18 protein-coding genes are annotated in these 17,231 nt (G+C 64.8%); all 18 read right to left on the reverse strand.

What is annotated here, in order from left to right; genetic code table 11:
• Positions 1 to 11: 11 nt before the first annotated feature.
• Complete coding sequence (era, locus tag C7401_RS10180) at positions 12 to 917, reverse strand: GTPase Era (protein WP_112171261.1); 906 nt, start codon at positions 915 to 917, stop codon at positions 12 to 14.
• A 54-nt stretch (positions 918 to 971) separates the two neighbouring features.
• A complete protein-coding gene (rnc, locus tag C7401_RS10185; protein WP_112171262.1) occupies positions 972 to 2,174 on the reverse strand; it encodes a ribonuclease III in 1,203 nt (400 codons plus the stop codon).
• Between the two features lie 232 nt (positions 2,175 to 2,406).
• Positions 2,407 to 3,300 (reverse strand): signal peptidase I, encoded by an 894-nt coding sequence (gene lepB, locus C7401_RS10190; protein ID WP_112171263.1) that lies wholly within the window; start codon positions 3,298 to 3,300, stop codon positions 2,407 to 2,409.
• Positions 3,301 to 3,320: 20 nt separating this feature from the next.
• Complete coding sequence (gene lepA, locus C7401_RS10195; protein WP_112171264.1) at positions 3,321 to 5,114, reverse strand: translation elongation factor 4; 1,794 nt, start codon at positions 5,112 to 5,114, stop codon at positions 3,321 to 3,323.
• Positions 5,115 to 5,289: 175 nt separating this feature from the next.
• Complete coding sequence (locus tag C7401_RS10200; RefSeq protein WP_258396966.1) at positions 5,290 to 5,625, reverse strand: glutaredoxin family protein; 336 nt, start codon at positions 5,623 to 5,625, stop codon at positions 5,290 to 5,292.
• A 4-nt stretch (positions 5,626 to 5,629) separates the two neighbouring features.
• Positions 5,630 to 7,150: a DegQ family serine endoprotease gene (locus C7401_RS10205; RefSeq protein WP_112171266.1), complete on the reverse strand. Its 1,521-nt coding sequence runs from the start codon at positions 7,148 to 7,150 to the stop codon at positions 5,630 to 5,632.
• 24 nt (positions 7,151 to 7,174) lie between these two features.
• The gene (locus tag C7401_RS10210) at positions 7,175 to 8,236 is read right to left on the reverse strand and encodes a MucB/RseB C-terminal domain-containing protein (protein WP_112171467.1); all 1,062 of its coding nucleotides are present in this window, start codon (positions 8,234 to 8,236) and stop codon (positions 7,175 to 7,177) included.
• Positions 8,237 to 8,241: 5 nt separating this feature from the next.
• Complete coding sequence (locus C7401_RS10215; RefSeq protein WP_112171267.1) at positions 8,242 to 8,886, reverse strand: sigma-E factor negative regulatory protein; 645 nt, start codon at positions 8,884 to 8,886, stop codon at positions 8,242 to 8,244.
• Between the two features lie 88 nt (positions 8,887 to 8,974).
• Positions 8,975 to 9,574 (reverse strand): RNA polymerase sigma factor RpoE, encoded by a 600-nt coding sequence (gene rpoE, locus C7401_RS10220; RefSeq protein WP_027795258.1) that lies wholly within the window; start codon positions 9,572 to 9,574, stop codon positions 8,975 to 8,977.
• A 111-nt stretch (positions 9,575 to 9,685) separates the two neighbouring features.
• Positions 9,686 to 10,189 carry a protein YgfX gene (locus tag C7401_RS10225; RefSeq protein WP_258396968.1) on the reverse strand — a complete coding sequence of 168 codons (504 nt, stop codon included), beginning with the start codon at positions 10,187 to 10,189 and terminating at the stop codon, positions 9,686 to 9,688.
• On the reverse strand, positions 10,186 to 11,427 hold the full coding sequence (gene fabF, locus C7401_RS10230; protein ID WP_112171268.1) for a beta-ketoacyl-ACP synthase II: 1,242 nt from the start codon (positions 11,425 to 11,427) through the stop codon (positions 10,186 to 10,188). Before fabF ends, C7401_RS10225 begins: the two co-directional genes overlap by 4 nt.
• Before the next feature lie 194 nt (positions 11,428 to 11,621).
• On the reverse strand, positions 11,622 to 11,861 hold the full coding sequence (gene acpP, locus C7401_RS10235; RefSeq protein WP_004197638.1) for an acyl carrier protein: 240 nt from the start codon (positions 11,859 to 11,861) through the stop codon (positions 11,622 to 11,624).
• A 168-nt stretch (positions 11,862 to 12,029) separates the two neighbouring features.
• Positions 12,030 to 12,779 carry a 3-oxoacyl-ACP reductase FabG gene (gene fabG, locus C7401_RS10240; RefSeq protein WP_112171269.1) on the reverse strand — a complete coding sequence of 250 codons (750 nt, stop codon included), beginning with the start codon at positions 12,777 to 12,779 and terminating at the stop codon, positions 12,030 to 12,032.
• A gap of 25 nt (positions 12,780 to 12,804) precedes the next feature.
• Complete coding sequence (gene fabD / locus C7401_RS10245; protein WP_112171270.1) at positions 12,805 to 13,743, reverse strand: ACP S-malonyltransferase; 939 nt, start codon at positions 13,741 to 13,743, stop codon at positions 12,805 to 12,807.
• A 118-nt stretch (positions 13,744 to 13,861) separates the two neighbouring features.
• A complete protein-coding gene (locus tag C7401_RS10250) occupies positions 13,862 to 14,851 on the reverse strand; it encodes a beta-ketoacyl-ACP synthase III (protein ID WP_112171271.1) in 990 nt (329 codons plus the stop codon).
• Positions 14,851 to 15,981 carry a phosphate acyltransferase PlsX gene (gene plsX, locus C7401_RS10255; protein WP_112171272.1) on the reverse strand — a complete coding sequence of 377 codons (1,131 nt, stop codon included), beginning with the start codon at positions 15,979 to 15,981 and terminating at the stop codon, positions 14,851 to 14,853. The genes C7401_RS10250 and plsX overlap by 1 nt, the downstream gene beginning before the upstream one ends.
• A gap of 136 nt (positions 15,982 to 16,117) precedes the next feature.
• Entirely contained in the window at positions 16,118 to 16,297 is a 180-nt protein-coding gene (gene rpmF, locus C7401_RS10260) for a 50S ribosomal protein L32 (protein WP_018441573.1), read from the reverse strand.
• Positions 16,298 to 16,419: 122 nt separating this feature from the next.
• A complete protein-coding gene (locus C7401_RS10265; protein WP_112171273.1) occupies positions 16,420 to 17,061 on the reverse strand; it encodes a DUF177 domain-containing protein in 642 nt (213 codons plus the stop codon).
• Positions 17,062 to 17,231: the final 170 nt, after the last annotated feature.

Consider the following 17,231-nt stretch of genomic DNA (forward strand, 5'->3'; position numbering starts at 1 on the left):
GCCCGTCGTGCTTACTCGTAACCGTAGGCGCGCAGCCCGGCTTCGTTGTCGGCCCAGCCGCTCTTCACCTTCACGAAGGTCTCGAGGTACACGGGGCCGTCGAACAGCTTTTCCATGTCGACGCGCGCCTCGGTGCTGATCTGCTTGAGCTTTGCGCCCTTCTGGCCGATCACCATCGCTTTCTGCGTATCGCGCTCGACAAGGATCGTCGCGAAAATGCGGCGCAGGCGCCCTTCCTGCTCGAACTTGTCGATCAGGACGGTGCTCGTGTACGGCAATTCGTCGCCGGTCCAGCGGAACACCTTCTCGCGCAGGATCTCGGCGGCGAGGAAGCGCTCGCTGCGGTCGGTGAGGTCGTCTTCGCCGTAGATCGGCTCGCCTTCGGGCAGATACGGCTTGAGCGTCGCGAGCAGGCGCTTGATGTCGGCGGGATCGTTGGCCGAGAGCGGCACGATCTCGCGGAACTCGCGCAGACCCTGCACCTGCTGGATGAACGGATACAGCGTGCCCTTGTCGGTCACGCGGTCGATCTTGTTGGCGATCAGGATCGTGGGCGCATTCGGCGGAATCAGGTCAAGGACCTTCTGGTCGTCGGGGCCGAACTTGCCGGCCTCGATCACGAACAGCACGGCGTCCACCGAACTGAGCGTCGACGTCACCGCGCGATTGAGCGAGCGGTTGAGCGCGGTGCTGTGGCGCGTCTGGAAACCGGGCGTGTCGACGAAGACGTACTGCGCGTCGTCGATCGTATTGATGCCGGTGATGCGATGGCGCGTAGTCTGCGCCTTGCGCGACGTGATGCTGATCTTCTGGCCGACCAGCGCGTTCATCAGCGTCGACTTGCCAACGTTCGGACGGCCGACGATCGCGACCATGCCGCAACGGAAGCCGGCAGGAGTGGAAGTGGGAGCGTTCATGATCGGACCGGAATAAAAATACGGGAGGCGCGCCAGTGGCGCGCGCAGGTGGAATCAGTGGCCGGCATCGGCCGCGCGCACGGGAATCGCCGCGGCGATTTCGGCGTGCGCTTCAGGGTCGGCATCGGTGGCGCTTTCGGCCGGCGCCGGCGCGTCGCTCGCGCTCGTTGCCGTCGCTTCGCGAACACGCAGTGTGGGGCGGGCTTCGGCAGCAGGTGCGGCGTTTTGCACACGCTCGACCGGACGATGCGCGGATTCGGTTTTCGCCGCGCCCGAACGATGGCCGATCGCACCGGCCGACGGCACGCCGTCGGAACTCGCGGGTTTGTCCTTCTCCGCCGGACGCTCCTGCACATGCGCCGCGCGGATGACCGCCAGCGGCGCACCCTGCGCCGCCGCGGCGCGCTCAGCGCCCTCGCCTGCCGCGGCGCCTTGTGCCGCCGTACGCGCGGCCGCGCGCTCGCGGCGCTCCGGCGCACGCAGGTCGAGCGCGCCCTGCACGCCCGTCACGCCGGGGACGACCTCAGGTTCGGTTTTCGGGGCGCGCGCGCCCTTCGAACGGCGCGGCTTGGCGACCAGCGCGGGCGCCGCCGCCATCACCTCGTCGAGCGCCTTCTTCGCTGCGGCCTGCTCGGCCGCGCGACGGCTCGCCCCCGAACCCGACACCTTCACGTCGAGCTTGGGCACCGTGCATTCGACTTCGAACTGCTGATTGTGCGCCGCACCATGCGTCGCGACGACCGTATAGGTCGGCAGCGCAATCTTGTGGCCCTGGAGATACTCCTGGAGCAGCGTCTTGGCATCCTTGCCGAGCGTGCGCGGGTCGATGTGATCGAGAATCGGCACGTAGAGGCGCTTGATGACCGTCTGCGCCGCGTCGAAGCCGCTGTCGAGGAAGATCGCGCCGAAAATGGCCTCCAGCGCGTCCGCGAGGATCGACGGGCGGCGGAAGCCGCCGCTGCGCAACTCGCCCTCGCCAAGACGCAGGCCGTCGGCAATATTGAGGGCCTGAGCAATTTCGTAGAGCGACTGCTGCTTGACCAGATTCGCGCGCACGCGCGAGAGGTCGCCTTCGTCCAGCTTGCCAAAACGTTGGAACAATAGGGCAGCCACCGCGCAATTTAGAACCGAATCACCGAGGAATTCGAGGCGTTCGTTATGCGTGGCACTGTGACTGCGGTGGGTCAAAGCCTGGCGCAACAATTCCGCATTGCGAAATTCGTAGCGCAAACGGCTTTCCAACGGAGATTGGGGCATGGGGAGAGTATAACGCGCCCGCCGCCCCCCGCGAAAACGCGGGGTGGCGGGCGAAAAACCGTGATGAAGCGACGTTACCGAGGGTTCTTCAAGTAGCGCGCGAAGATGCGATGCGCGCGATTCGAGCGAGACGTCCGTTCGAGCAACCGTTTTTTCTTGCTGCGTGTGTTGCGGTTACGCGCGGCATCTTCGTCGCGATGTGCGTGCACAGGGCGCGCACATCAAGTGCGACTCAATGGAATGCGCCAACGCGCTTCAGATTGCTGAAGTTCATCCAGATGAAGAACGCGCGGCCCACGATGTTCGCGTCGGGCACGAAGCCCCAGTAGCGGCTGTCCGCACTGTTGTCGCGGTTATCGCCCATCATGAAGTAGTTGCCCGCGGGCACCTTGCAGATCACGCCGCGTGCGTTGTACTGGCAGTTGTCGCGATACGGATAGTCCTCGGCGCCCACGATGAACGGCGGCACCGCGGGGTTGTTGAGGATGTTGTTCTTGCGGCCGAAGAGGTCCTGCGTGAACTCCTTCGCGTAGCCAATGCGCTCTTCGTCGAAGTAGTCGCCAACGGACGTTTCAGGCACCGGCTTGCCGTTGATCGTGAGCTGCTTGTCCTGGTAGGCAACCACGTCGCCCGGCAGGCCGATCACGCGCTTGATGTAGTCGACCGACTCGTCTTTCGGATACCGGAACACGACCACGTCGCCGCGCTCGAGCGGGCGTCCCTGCGTGACCTTCGTGTTCGTGATCGGCAGGCGAATGCCGTAGTCGAACTTGTTCACGAGGATGAAGTCGCCGACCAGCAGCGTGGGCACCATCGAGCCCGACGGAATCTTGAACGGCTCGACGACGAACGAGCGTACGAGAAACACGATCAGGATGACGGGAAAGAAGCTTGCCGTGTATTCGAGCCACCACGGCTGACGCAGCTTTTCGTTACGCAGGTTCTGACGCGTGACGGGCGCGTTTTCATCGGCGAAACGCTCGCCAATACGCTCCTGCTGACGATCGAAATCCGCAACCGCCGCATCGGCGGCGAGACGCCGGCGCGGCATGAAAACCAGTTTGTCTGCAACCCACGCTACACCCGTCAAGACGACGAGCACAAAGAGTATCAGCGCAAAATTCATGTAGAGATCCGTTGTGCGGCTTATTTGTCTTCGACACGAAGGATGGCGAGGAAGGCCTCTTGCGGAATCTCGACCGAGCCGACCTGCTTCATGCGCTTCTTGCCTTCCTTCTGCTTTTCGAGCAGCTTTTTCTTGCGCGTGATGTCGCCGCCGTAGCACTTGGCCAGCACGTTCTTGCGCAGCGCCTTGATGTTCTCACGCGCGATGATGTGCGCGCCGATCGCGGCCTGGATGGCCACGTCGTACATCTGGCGCGGGATGATCTCGCGCATCTTCGCCGCCACTTCCCGGCCGCGGTACTGCGACTGCGAACGGTGCACGATGATGGACAACGCATCGACCTTGTCGCCGTTGATCAGCATGTCGACCTTCACGACGTCCGCACTGCGGTATTCCTTGAACTCGTAGTCCATCGACGCATAGCCGCGCGACACCGACTTCAGGCGGTCGAAGAAGTCCAGCACGATTTCCGCCATCGGGATTTCGTACGTGAGCTGCACCTGGCGGCCGTGGTACTGCATGTTGATCTGGTTGCCGCGCTTTTGCGTACAGAGCGTGATGACCGAACCCACATAGTCCTGCGGCATGTACAGGTTCACGGTCACGATCGGCTCGCGGATCTCGGCGATCTTCGGAGGCTCCGGCATCTTCGCCGGGTTCTCGACCTTGATCAGCGTGCCGTCGGCCTGCACGACTTCGTACACCACGGTCGGCGCCGTGGTGATGAGGTCCATGTCGAACTCGCGCTCGAGACGCTCCTGCACGATTTCCATGTGCAGCAGGCCCAGGAAGCCGCAGCGGAAGCCGAACCCCAGCGCCTGCGACACTTCCGGCTCGTATTGCAGCGAAGCGTCGTTGAGCTTCAACTTTTCGAGCGATTCGCGCAGCGCGTCGTACTGGTTCGCTTCGACCGGATAGAGACCCGCGAACACCTGCGGTTTCACTTCCTTGAAGCCCGGCAGCGGCTCGACGGCCGGCTTCGTCACCAACGTGACGGTGTCGCCCACCTTGGTCGCGGCCAGTTCCTTGATGCCGGCGATGATGAAGCCCACCTGCCCCGCCGAAAGCGATTCCAGGTTGCGCGACTTCGGCGAGAACACGCCCACGTGCTCGACCGGATACTGCGCGCCAGTGGCCATCAGCTTGATCTTGTCCTTCGGACGCAGCGTGCCGTTGACGATACGCACGAGCATCACCACACCGACGTAGTTGTCGAACCACGAGTCGATGATGAGCGCCTGCAACGGCGCTTCCGGATCGCCCTTGGGCGGCGGCACCTTGGCGATGAGCGATTCGAGCACGTCGTCCACGCCGAGGCCCGTTTTCGCGCTACAGCGCGTGGCGTCGGTCGCGTCGATGCCGATCACGTCCTCGATTTCCTCGATGGCGTTTTCGGGGTTGGCGGCGGGCAGGTCGATCTTGTTGAGCACCGGCACGACTTCCACGCCGAGTTCGATCGCGGTGTAGCAGTTCGCCACCGTCTGCGCCTCGACGCCCTGGCTCGCGTCCACCACGAGCAGCGCGCCTTCGCACGCGGAGAGCGAGCGGCTCACCTCGTAGGAGAAGTCGACGTGGCCCGGCGTGTCGATCAGGTTCAGGTTATAGACCTTGCCGTCACGCGCCTTGTACGTGAGGGCTGCGGTCTGCGCCTTGATCGTGATGCCGCGCTCGCGCTCGAGATCCATCGAGTCGAGCACCTGCGATTCCATTTCGCGGTCGGACAAGCCGCCGCACAGCTGGATGATGCGATCGGCGAGCGTCGACTTGCCATGGTCGATGTGCGCAATGATCGAGAAGTTACGAATATGATCCATTCAGTGCCGATCAAGCGAAAAAGGCGCGCCCCAACGAAAGCTGGGCACGCCTCGTAAACAGATGAAAAACCGGACTATTTTAGCCGAAAAGGGGTCCCACAGGCGAACCATCCGCTGAAGTGGCGGACAGGTCATCTCGCGGGGCACGCATCGCGCGGCAAGCCGGAGGAAAGTTTTACACCCCGCTCGGCGGCGCCGGCAGCACGCTCGGCACATCGGCGCCGAGCCCGAGCGTGGCGCGCACGCGCGCTTCGTCGAGCCGATAGTGGCACAACTCGATGCCGTCGCACACCAGCACCGGCACGAGTTCATCGTAGCGCGCCTGCAACGCGGGGTCGGAATCGACATCGATCACGTCGAGCCGTGCGCCCGCCGCAACCGCGAGCGGTTCGAGCGCCACGCGCATATCCTCGCACAGGTGGCACCACGCGCGGCCGTACAGCACGAGGTGCGCGCTCGCCCGTGCGAGTGCGCCCGGCGCTGCTGTCGTCGACCGCATGGGCGTGCGCATGGACTTACTTCTGCCCCGGCGCGCGCGGACGGATCGGCACGAACTGCGTGTTGTCGCCGCGCCGCACGAGCACCGCCGCCATCTTCTGCGTGTCGAGACGCGCGGTCACGTCCTGGAACTGCTTCGCGCTGGTGATATCCGTGTCGCCCACGCGCAGGATGATGTCGCCCTTCTGGAGACCGGCGCGGGCGGCCGGGCCGTCCGCCGAATCCACCAGCACGCCGCCCTTGATCTTGAGCTGGGCCATCTGGTCGGCGGGAATGTCGACCACCGCGAGACCGAGCGTATTCGACGCACGGGGCTTGGGCTCCGGCGCCTTTTTCGGGTCGGCCTTGGCGCTCTTGTCCGTCTGCATCTCGGCAACCGTGATGGGCAGGTCGCGCGTCGCGCCCTTGCGCCAGATCGTGATGGTCGCCTTGGTGCCCGGCTTCGTGTCGCCCACCATGCGCGGCAGGTCGGTCGCGGTATCGACGCTCGCGCCGTTGAACTTCAGGATGATGTCGCCCGGCTGAATGCCCGCCTTGTCGGCCGGACCGCCCGGTTCGACGCTCGAAACCAGCGCGCCTTGCGTCTTGGGCAGACCGAGCGAGTCGGCCACATCCTTCGTCACCTCGCCGATCGCCACGGCAATGCGACCGCGCGTGACCTTGCCGCTCGTCTTGAGCTGATCCGCCACGCGCATCGCCTCGTCGATCGGAATCGCGAACGAGATGCCCATGAAGCCGCCCGTGCGGCTATAGATCTGCGAGTTGATGCCGATCACCTCGCCCTGCATGTTGATGAGCGGGCCGCCCGAGTTGCCGGGGTTCACGGCCACGTCGGTCTGGATGAACGGCAGATAGTCGCCCGTGTCGCGTCCCTTCGCGCTCACGATGCCCGCGGTCACGGTGTTCTCGAGGCCGAACGGCGAACCGATCGCCACGACCCACTCGCCCACGCGCACCTTGTTCGAATCGCCCATCGTCACAGCCGGGAGATTCGAGGCCTGAATCTTCACGACGGCCACGTCGGTGCGGTCGTCGACGCCGATCAGCTTGGCCTTGAATTCGCGCTTGTCGGTGAGCGTCACGTAGATGCTGTCCGCGTCGTCCACAACGTGCGCGTTGGTCATCACGTAACCGTCGCTCGAGAGGATGAAGCCCGAACCCACGCCGCTGTTCTGTTCGCTGTCGTTGCCGCCGTCCGGGCCCGAATCCGAGCCGCCGCCTTGACCGCCACCCTGCCCGCCGCCCTGGCCGCCACGCGGCGACTGGCCCTGCGGTCCTTGCGGAAGCGGAATGCCGAAGAAGCGGCGGAAGAACTCCGACATGTCGCCGTTGTCCATGCCCGGCGGCAGGCCGCGCTGGGCGCTCGACACGCGCGTGGTGGTACGGATATTGACGACCGACGGCCCCACCTTGTCCACGAGGTCGGCGAAGTCGGGCAAATTGGCGGCCGGCGCCGCCGATGCCACGTGCGGCGCGAACGGCAGGCACGCCGCCACGACCGCGGCCGCGAAGAATTTGCGCAGCGGGAGAATCGTCATATCGAAGTCAGCCGAAGGAATGGGTTACCTGGGAGCCTTGTATTCTATGGCAGACGCGAACTGCTGCAACGTGCTCTGGGGCACTTCGCCAAGCAACGTGATGAAGTAGTCGCCGCGGCGCTTCACGAGCACGTGGGTCGCGCCGCTGCTGCCCGAGCCTTCCTTGCGGCTATTGTTCTTGATCGGTTCGACGAACACGGAAAGCGTGGAGAGCCCGTCCGAGAACACGGCCTGATCGACCGGAATGGGCGGCTCGCCCGAGTCGCGCGCGGCCATGGGGCGGCGCACTTCACGAATCTTGACGAAGCCCGGCGCGGCCTGGCCGAACGACCAGCCCTGCGCCTGCATGTCGACCGCTTCGAGCGGCGGGCGCACCACGTTCCAGCCCGCGGTATTGCGCATGCCGTTGACGATCGGGGTCTTGTCGACCGGCCCGCCAACACGCACCTGCGTGAACGCGAGTTGCTGGAGCACCTGGCCATTCGACGGATCGAGCATCTGCGAGCGCAGCAGCAGACCGGTTTTCGCGTCGGCCCACAGCTTGTAGGCGAAGCGGAAATTGTCCTTCGGATCGAGTTCGATCACCTGGCTGTCGAGGCCCGCCACGCGGTCGGTGCCGAGCATCTTCGGATCGTAGACGGCCAGTACCTGGTCGCCGCTCGTGGAAAGCAGCGCCGGAAAGGCGTCCCGGTTCTGGCGTTTTTCGACGACGAGCAGCTTGCGCTCGGGCACGAACGTATAGAGATCGTCGTTATGACGCAGCATCGTGCGCGGCTTGCCGTCGAGACTTTCGAGCTTCTCGAATTCGCCGTCCGCCTTCGATGCGTAGTGCGTGATGCGCGAGGACTGCACGAACTCGCCGCGCTGGTAGACGAACGTGCCGTCGTAATTCTGCTGCTGGGCAGCCTGCTGGATGCGGTCGAGCCATTGCGCGGCGCTTTGGCGCGTGGCGGGATCGACCGCCGACGCGCCTTGCGCGCGGGCAGGCGAGACGGCAGACAGAGCGGTGAACATCACGGCCGCGCAGCAAATGAATGCCGGCAACCGCCCGAAGATTGTCGTTTTATTCAACCGCAATGTCTGCATCAAACTTATTGGCCTTGCGTGGTGAGAGCGGCAGAGCGGATATACGGCATGGAATCCGACATGACCGGCTGCTGCGCGAACTGCTGATGAGCCTGAAGATATTCGTCGAGGCGCGCGTCGCGGATGATATTACCGTCCTGAGCGCCGGAGACAGGCGCCGGCGTGGTGTTCATCGCCACACGTTGCACGCCGTCGCCCTGCGACTGCACGGCGGCGATTTGCGGCGCGCCCGCCATGCCCACGCCGCGCATTTGCGGCATGACGATCCACGTGAGCGTGGCAGCCGCGGCGGCCACGGCCAGCGACGGCATCACGCGGCGGCGCAGCGCGAGAATGCGCCCCACCCGCTCGTTGCGCCCCGCCTGCGCGCCCTGCGGCAGCGCCGCCGGTGCGAGCAGATGCGGCTCGGCGTCAAAGCGCGCGGCGAACCCCGTCATGAAAGCGCGGCTCGCGGCCTGGCTGAGGGCCAGATCGTCCGAGCGCAGCACGTCGCCGATCAGGTGGTACTCCGACCAGGCGGCACGACCTTCACCGTCGAGTTCAAACAATTTACCGTTCAGATGCTCCTCGGCCGACCCTTCACCGTCGACAAAGGCGGACAGACGCTCGCCGCGCGAGCTTGATACCGATTGCATCGAGACCGACCCCATGATGCTCCCCATTTCCTGACAAACGTCCCTGGTGACACCAACAATTCTGGTGAATCGCGTCGCCGCCCGGGGCGAAGCTGGTGGTTTCTTACCAGCGCTTGCCTTCCGGAGTGTCCAGCAGCGGACGCAATTTTGCCGCAATGGCTTCCCGAGCGCGGAAAATTCTCGATCTGACGGTGCCGATCGGGCACCCCATCATCTCGGCAATTTCCTCGTAGCTCAGCCCTTCAATTTCCCGAAGCGTAATGGCGGTGCGCAACTCTTCCGGTAAAACCGCCATCGCAGCATTGACCGTCTGGGCGATCTGCTTGCTCATCAACATCGACTCGGGCGTGTTGATATCCCTTAGTTGATCGGCGTCCGAGAAAGTTTCCGCTTCTTCTGCATCTGCTTCGGTGGATGTCGGGGCGCGCCTTCCCTGGGTCGCAAGGTAGTTCTTCGCCGTATTGACAGCAATTCGGTACAACCACGTATAGAAAGCCGATTCACCACGAAATTGCGGGAGCGCCCGGTAGGCCTTGATGAAGGCGTCCTGGGCCACGTCCTCGACCTCGGCGGGGTCCCGCACGAGGCGCGAGATCAGCCGGATGATCTTGCGGTGGTATTTCGAGACCAGGAGCTCGAACGCGGCCTTGTCGCCTTTTTGCACGCGCTCGACCAGAACCTGATCAATTTCTTTTTCGCTCACCTGAAAAATCCGTTAGCTCATGAGTAGAGGCGGGGGCACCATTGTAGCGTCCCCGCCACGGTCTCACGTTACGCGAGTAACAGCCGTTACATGCGTTACAGCGAAACGCGCTCAGCGGCCGGCCGCGCTGCGCGCGCGCACGGCGAGCGTATGGAAAGCTTGCGCGGGAAGTACGTCGGCCGCAATGAGCAAGGTCGTGCGCCGCGCGCCCTGCTCCACGACGAGCGCAAGCAGCCACGCACCCCACTGCGACGCACCGACGAGGCGCCCGGAAGCAAGGCAAGCGCCATCGCGCGCATACGCCGCGAGCGAATCCGGCCCGATTTCAAGAAACGCAGGCTGCCTGCGTCGCCAGGCCGCAGCGGCAAGCGCGCCGGTGGCAAGGAACGCCAGCACGGCGGGCAAGGCGCGCCACGCGCCGAGCCACGGCGCAAGCGTCGTGTAGACGGCGGCCGTGGCCATGCCAAGCCCCGCCGCAACGAGCAGTTGCAGCGCGAGGGACGGACGCAGGGAAAGACGCGGCGCAGCGGCGCGCCGCGGGAGAAAAGCGGGAGCGCGGCCGGCAGGCGCGTGCAACTGCGCCGGCGCGGCCGCTGTCTCGTCGTGCTGGATCAAGCGTGGCGCTTGAAGACGAGCGTGCCGTTCGTGCCGCCGAACCCGAACGAGTTCTTCAGCGCGACGTCGATCTTCATGTCCCGCGCGGTGTTCGCGCAGTAGTCCAGGTCGCAAGCCGGGTCCTGGTTGAAGATGTTGATCGTCGGCGGCGACACCTGGTTGTGCACGGCGAGCACCGTGAACACCGACTCCAGGCCGCCCGCGCCGCCCAGCAGGTGGCCCGTCATCGACTTGGTGGAGTTCACGACGAGGTTCTTCGCATGGTCGCCGAACGCGCGCTTGATCGCCGTGGTTTCGGCGATGTCGCCAAGCGGCGTCGAGGTGCCGTGCGCGCTGACCCAGTTGACCTCGTTCGGGTTGATGCCCGCGTTGCGCATGGCGTATTGCATGCAGCGGCGCGCGCCGTCACCGTCTTCGAGCGGAGCGGTCATGTGATACGCATCGCCGCTCATGCCGTAGCCGCCGATTTCCGCGTAGATCTTCGCGCCGCGCGCCTTCGCGTGCTCGTACTCTTCGAGCACCATCACGCCTGCGCCCTCGCCCAGCACGAAACCGTCGCGGTCCTTGTCCCACGGGCGGCTGGCCGTTGCCGGGTCGTCGTTGCGCTGCGAAAGCGCACGCGCGGCCGCGAAGCCGCCGATACCGAGCGGCGAAACGGTCGATTCCGCGCCGCCCGCGATCATCACGTCGGCGTCGCCGTACTCGATCAGGCGCGAGGCTTCGCCGATGCAGTGCAGGCCGGTCGTACAGGCCGTCACCATGGCGAGGTTCGGGCCCTTGAGGCCGTACTTGATCGAGAGGTGGCCCGAGATCATGTTGATGATCGAGGCGGGCACGAAGAACGGCGAAATCCGGCGCGGACCGCGGTTGAGCAGTTCCGTTTGCGTGACTTCGATCATCGGCAGACCGCCGATGCCCGAGCCCACCACGACGCCCACGCGCTCCGAGTTTTCATCGGTGACTTCGAAGCCGCTGTCCTGCATCGCCTGGATGCCCGCAGCGATGCCGTAATGGATGAACGTATCCATGTGACGCGCTTCTTTCGCCGGCATGTAGTCTTCGACGTTGAAGCCCTTCACTTCGCCGGCAAAGCGGGTCGAGAAGTTCGTTGCGTCGAACTTCGTGATATTGGCGATGCCGGACTTCCCGGCGACCAGATTGGCCCAGCCGTCGGCAACATTATTGCCAACAGGCGAAATCAGCCCCAGGCCTGTAACAACAACTCGACGGCGGCTCACGGTAACCCCTTTTCCATAGATGACAAAAACAAAAGCCACAGAGGCCACAGGAAATGCTCCTGTGAGCCCTGTGGCTAGTTGACCGGCAGATGCCCCGCAACGGGTGCGGTGGGCGTACGCGGTTTCACGGGCGAGCGTCCTCCCGGGCCATGCGCGCGCAAACGGCGTGCGCGGCCCGGGCAGGAATCTGGCGCTTAGGCCTTGACGTTCGCGCGAGCGTAGTCGATCGCTTGCTGGACCGTCGTGATCTTCTCGGCTTCCTCGTCCGGGATTTCCATGCCGAACTCGTCTTCGAGAGCCATAACCAGTTCGACGGTGTCGAGCGAGTCGGCGCCCAGATCGTTCACGAACGAAGCTTCGTTCTTGATTTCAGCTTCGGCGACGCCCAGTTGTTCGGCGACGATCTTCTTGACGCGCTGTTCGATGTTATCCATTACCCCTCCAAGGGAAAAAAGTTAGCTCATGAATGCGAGTGCGCGCATTTTATCAGGTTTGACCTGGCTGAAAAGCGGCGCTCGAGGTTCCGGAACGGTTATCCGCGACGGCGCTTGAGCAAGGTTTTGCATCAGGCGCATCAAGGCGCGGATAGTACCTGAATCCGGTTAAGACATATACATGCCGCCGTTCACGTGCAACGTCGTGCCCGTGATGTAGGCCGCCTGCGGCGATGCGAGAAACACGACTGCGTGGGCGATGTCCTCCGGGCTGCCGAGGCGGCCCAGCGGAATCTGTTGCTTGAGCGCGGCCTGCTGCTCGGCCGGCAGATCCTTCGTCATGTCGGTGTCGATGAAGCCCGGCGCGACACAGTTCACGGTGATGCCGCGGCTGCCGATCTCGCGTGCGAGCGCGCGCGTCATGCCCGCTACACCGGCCTTGGCGGCCGCGTAGTTGACTTGACCGGGGTTGCCCGACGAGCCCACCACCGAGGTGATGTTGATGATGCGGCCGCCCTTGGCCTTCATCATCGGGCGCAGCACGGCGCGCGAGAGGCGGAACACCGACTTCAGGTTCGTGTCGATCACCGAATCCCACTCGTCGTCCTTCATGCGCATCGCCAGGTTGTCCTGCGTGATGCCCGCATTGTTGACGAGGATCGCAAGCGCGCCGAATTCCTTGACGGTGGCGTCGATGAGCGCTTCTGCCGCAGCGGCGTCGTTCACGTTGAGCACCGCGCCGCGGCCCTTCACGCCCGCCGCTTCGAAGGCGGCCGTGATGGCCTGCGCGCCCGCTTCGCTGGTGGCCGTACCGATCACCGTCGCGCCCTGGCGCGCCAGCTCGAGCGCGATCGCCCGGCCGATGCCGCGCGTGGCGCCGGTCACGATCGCGGCTTGATTGTCGAGAGTTTTTTCCATCGTTCGAATCCGTTAGCGGTTTGGCTTAGGCCTTGAGCAGCGCGAGGGTTTCCTCGAGCGACTTCGGATCGGCCACCGAGGCGCCGACCAGGTTGCCGTCGATACGCTTCGTGAGGCCCGCGAGCACCTTGCCCGGACCGCATTCGATCACGTGCGTCGCGCCTTGCGCGGCGATCGCCTTCACGCATTCCACCCAGCGCACGGGGCCGGCGGCCTGGCGCACGAGCGCGTCGCGAATCTTGGCGGGATCGGTTTCGAACGCCACGTCCACGTTGTTCACCACGGGAACTTGCGGCGCGTTCAGCGTGACGCTCGCGAGGTAGTCGCGCAACTGGTCCGAGGCGGGCTTGAGCAGCGACGAATGGAACGGCGCCGAAACCGGCAGCGGCAGCGCGCGCTTGGCGCCCTTCGCCTTGGCGACTTCACAGGCCTTCTCGACCGCACCCTTGTGGCCCGCGATCACGACTTGCGCCGGTGCGTTGAAGTTCACGGCTTCGACCACGCCGCCGCTCGCGGCGGCAGCTTCCGTGCAAACAGCGCGCACGGCGTCGTCGTCGAGCCCGAGCACGGCGGCCATGCCGCCCTCGCCCACCGGCACCGCGTTTTGCATGGCCTGCGCGCGAAAACGCACGAGCGGCACGGCGTCGCGGAACGCGAGCACGCCGGCGGCGACGAGCGCCGTGTATTCGCCGAGGCTGTGGCCCGCGACGATTGCCGGCGCCGGGCCGCCTGCCTGCTGCCACGCGCGATAAACGGCGTAGGCGGCGGTCAGCATGACCGGCTGTGTGTTGGTGGTGAGATTGAGCTCTTCAGCGGGGCCTGCGGCGATCAGCTTGCCGAGGTCCTGGCCCAGTGCGTCGGACGCTTCTTGCAGCGTCTCGCGCACGATAGCGTTATCGGCGAAGGCGTCGAGCATGCCGACGGCCTGCGAGCCTTGTCCGGGAAAAACGAACGCGAATTTCATAACGTCCCCAAATTCGATCAAAACGGGTGGGCGATGCGCTCGAATGAACCGCTGCCGGCCGCGCGCGTGTTGCGTGCGGCGGCCTTGCAGCGGGAGCGCGAAAGCCCGCTCAGGAATTTCAGAAGCGGATGACGGAGGCGCCCCAGGTGAAGCCGCCGCCCACGCCTTCGATCAGCACGTTCTGGCCGCGCTTGATGCGGCCGTCGCGCACCGCGACGTCGAAGGCGAGCGGAATCGACGCCGCCGAGGTGTTGCCGTGTTCACCCACCGTCACCACCATGCGCTCGGCAGGCAGGCCGAGCTTGCGGCAGGTGCCCTGCATGATGCGGATGTTGGCCTGGTGCGGAATCAGCCAGTCGACCTGATCGGCGGTGAGCTGCGCCTTCTCGAGCGCTTCGATGGCGACCTTTTCGAGCACGTTCACAGCCAGCTTGAACACGGCCTGGCCGTCCATGTGCAGGAACGCGTTGCCCGCGATCACGCCGCCGTTCACGTTGCCCGGCGTGCACAGGATATGCGCATAGCTGCCGTCCGCGTGCAGCGCGCTCGAGAGCACGCCGGGTTCGTCGGACGCCTGGAGCACGATCGCGCCCGCGCCGTCGCCGAACAGCACGCACGTGGTGCGGTCGCTGAAATCGAGGATGCGCGAGAACGTCTCCGCGCCGACCACCAGCGCCGTGCGGTGCTGGCCGCTGCGGATCAGGCTGTCGGCCACCGAAACGGCGTACGCGAAGCCCGAACACACGGCCTGCACGTCGAACGCCGCGCCGTGATTGCGGATGCCGAGCTTGTTCTGCAAGAGGCAGGCCGTGCTCGGAAACACGAAATCGGGCGTGGAGGTGGCGACGATGATGAGGTCGATCGCTTGCGGATCGACGTCCGCGGCCGCGATCGCGCGCTGCGACGCGGCGAGCGCGAGTTCGCTCGTCGTGACGTCGGGCGCGGCGAAATGGCGCGCGTGGATGCCCGTGCGGGCCACGATCCATTCGTCGCTCGTCTCGACGCCTTTGGCGGCGAGCCGTTCGGCCAGTTCCTGGTTGGTGACGCGATCAGGTGGAAGATAGCTGCCCGTGCCGATCACGCGGGAATAGAGAGTCGATTGAGCCATTATGCCTTCGAGGATGATGCGGCGCCGGGCGGCACCTCGCCTGCCACCGGTCCGGGGGCGGCCGGAGCCTGCGCGGCTTGCACGTTCTGGGCGCTGCCGGGCTCGCCTGCCGCCCGTTCGAACGAACCGGCGTTTTCTTCCATGGCGTGAGCAAGGCGCTCCGATACGCCATTTTTGACGGCATCATACCCGCGATTGATCGCACACTCAAACGCGTAGGCGTCGGCCGAGCCGTGGCTCTTGATGACGAGACTTTTGAGGCCGAGCAGCGCGGCGCCGTTGTACTGGCGATGGTCCACACGTTTCTTGAAGCGCATGAGCACCGGCAACGCGGCCACCGCCATGAGCTTCGTGAGCCACGAGCGGCCGAACTCTTCCTTGATCATGTCGTTGAGCATCTGCGCGAGGCCCTCCGACGTCTTGAGCGCGACATTCCCAACGAAACCGTCACAGACAATGACGTCGACGGTGCCCTTGTAAATGTCGTTGCCTTCGACATTGCCGCGGAAATTCAGCGTGCTCGCACGCAGGAGTTCGCCCGCGCGCTTGATGGTCTCGTTGCCCTTGATGACTTCTTCGCCGATGTTCAGGAGCCCGATGGTTGGGCGGTCCTTGCCTTCGAGCGCGGCGACGAGCGCATGGCCCATTTCCGCGAACTGCAACAGATGCTGCGGTTCGCAGTCGACGTTCGCGCCGAGGTCGAGCATCGTCGTGTAGCCGCGCGGGTTCGGCATCGCGAAGGCGATGGCCGGGCGCTCGATGCCGGGCAGCGTCTTGAGCACATAGCGCGAGACGGCCATGAGCGCGCCCGTGTTGCCGGCGGAGACGCAGGCCTGGGCCTCGCCTTCCTTCACGCGATTGAGCGCGACGCGCATCGACGAATCTTTCTTCTTGCGCAGGGCGACCTCGACCGGATCGTCCATAGCGACGACCTCGGTGGCGGGTACGACGGAAAGCGCAGGATGGTCCGACGCCTTCAGCTTTTTCAGCTGGGCGCGAACCGCCGACTCGACACCCACGAGCATGAGATGCGCGTCGGGATGCGAGCGGACGAAATGGACTGCGGCAGGCACCGTCACCGACGGGCCGTGGTCGCCTCCCATGCAATCTATCGTGAGCGTAACAGTCATGGAATGCGACGGATTTCAGGCATAAAAAAGCGGCAGTTGAATGCCGCCTTTTTTGCCGAGCCGAAATATGGTCAAGCGAACGGAATCGCCATGTGCGGCGCACCGTGGAACACCACCGCGCCGCACGCTGGAACGATTAGTCGTTCTTGGTCTTGACGACTTTCTTGCCGCGGTAGTAGCCGTTCGGGCTGATGTGGTGACGCAGATGCACTTCACCCGTGCTCGGCTCGACGGCCAGCGGCGCGCCCGTGAGGAAATCGTGCGAGCGGTGCATGCCGCGCTTCGACGGCGACTTCTTGTTTTGTTGAACTGCCATGATAACTCCTGAAAATTTTCCGAATTCTAACACAGCCCGATCCGGCCGCCGCCACCCTTGGGAGGTGGCCGGACTCCGGGCTCAGGCCCACGCGTCTGGTACTGCCTGCCCTGCCAGCAGCTTTAATGCTTGCTGCCAGGACCGTCCTTCTTGAGCGATTCGAGCGCCGCAAACGGGTTGACGCGCTCTTCCGGCTCGATTTCCTGCTCCGGCACGTCGTCCACGGAGTCCACGCCGTCCGCGCCATCGGCACCCGAGGCGAGACTTTCGTGCACTTCCGGACAGACTTCGTGCTTCGGCACCAGCGGCAGCGCGAGCAACAGCTCCTCTTCGATCAAGTCGACGAGATCGAAATGGCGCGAGCCCACGATCACTTCGACTTCATCGTCGTCGAGCGGAAACTCGTCCGCTTCTTCTTCCGTCTGGACGATACGGAAGGTCGCATCCGCATTGAACGCCTGCTCATAAGGAGCAAGGCACCGCTGGCACGTGAGCCACGCGCCACCGTGGACAGCCAGGCGCAGGTATGGCTGCGGCCCTTCGGTCCCGTTTTCCTGCAATTCCTGCTGGGTAAAGCCCGCCGCCTGCCACGTGAACGCGGTGTCGCGATCTGGCGCCTCGACCGGGACTTCGTTTAGCATGCGCGGCATTTGCGAGACGCGCACGACGCCCGCTGCTTCGCGCTCGCTGCGCGCGAATTCGAAGAGATCGAAGTCGCGCGGATTCAGTTCGGCGCCAGCAGGCTTACCAGGATGTTCGGTCATGTGCACTCTCCTGCTTCAGGGTGTGCGGCCGGTGTTCGCTTAACCTGACAGCTTAAACCCGGCAGCTTGAACCGCCAGTCACCCGGCTTGCCTGGCACGCCGCCCCGCTGCGCCGGCAACGCCACGGCGATCGAGTCTCAGGCTAGTCTGCTCGTCTTCTGCCCGCCGCG

Origin of the sequence: Paraburkholderia unamae, from assembly GCF_003268775.1 — a bacterium.
Classification (GTDB): Bacteria; Pseudomonadota; Gammaproteobacteria; order Burkholderiales; family Burkholderiaceae; genus Paraburkholderia; species Paraburkholderia unamae.

Bases quoted from the DNA above. Each gene is read 5' to 3' on its own strand.
- era (WP_112171261.1), bottom strand. From the start codon at position 917: ATGAACGCTCCCACTTCCACTCCTGCCGGCTTCCGTTGCGGCATGGTC.
- rnc (WP_112171262.1), bottom strand. From the start codon at position 2,174: ATGCCCCAATCTCCGTTGGAAAGCCGTTTGCGCTACGAATTTCGCAAT.
- lepB (WP_112171263.1), bottom strand. From the start codon at position 3,300: ATGAATTTTGCGCTGATACTCTTTGTGCTCGTCGTCTTGACGGGTGTA.
- lepA (WP_112171264.1), bottom strand. From the start codon at position 5,114: ATGGATCATATTCGTAACTTCTCGATCATTGCGCACATCGACCATGGC.
- C7401_RS10200 (WP_258396966.1), bottom strand. From the start codon at position 5,625: ATGCGCACGCCCATGCGGTCGACGACAGCAGCGCCGGGCGCACTCGCA.
- C7401_RS10205 (WP_112171266.1), bottom strand. From the start codon at position 7,150: ATGACGATTCTCCCGCTGCGCAAATTCTTCGCGGCCGCGGTCGTGGCG.
- C7401_RS10210 (WP_112171467.1), bottom strand. From the start codon at position 8,236: ATGCAGACATTGCGGTTGAATAAAACGACAATCTTCGGGCGGTTGCCG.
- C7401_RS10215 (WP_112171267.1), bottom strand. From the start codon at position 8,886: ATGGGGTCGGTCTCGATGCAATCGGTATCAAGCTCGCGCGGCGAGCGT.
- acpP (WP_004197638.1), bottom strand. From the start codon at position 11,861: ATGGATAACATCGAACAGCGCGTCAAGAAGATCGTCGCCGAACAACTG.
- fabG (WP_112171269.1), bottom strand. From the start codon at position 12,779: ATGGAAAAAACTCTCGACAATCAAGCCGCGATCGTGACCGGCGCCACG.
- fabD (WP_112171270.1), bottom strand. From the start codon at position 13,743: ATGAAATTCGCGTTCGTTTTTCCCGGACAAGGCTCGCAGGCCGTCGGC.
- C7401_RS10250 (WP_112171271.1), bottom strand. From the start codon at position 14,851: ATGGCTCAATCGACTCTCTATTCCCGCGTGATCGGCACGGGCAGCTAT.
- plsX (WP_112171272.1), bottom strand. From the start codon at position 15,981: ATGACTGTTACGCTCACGATAGATTGCATGGGAGGCGACCACGGCCCG.
- rpmF (WP_018441573.1), bottom strand. From the start codon at position 16,297: ATGGCAGTTCAACAAAACAAGAAGTCGCCGTCGAAGCGCGGCATGCAC.
- C7401_RS10265 (WP_112171273.1), bottom strand. From the start codon at position 17,061: ATGACCGAACATCCTGGTAAGCCTGCTGGCGCCGAACTGAATCCGCGC.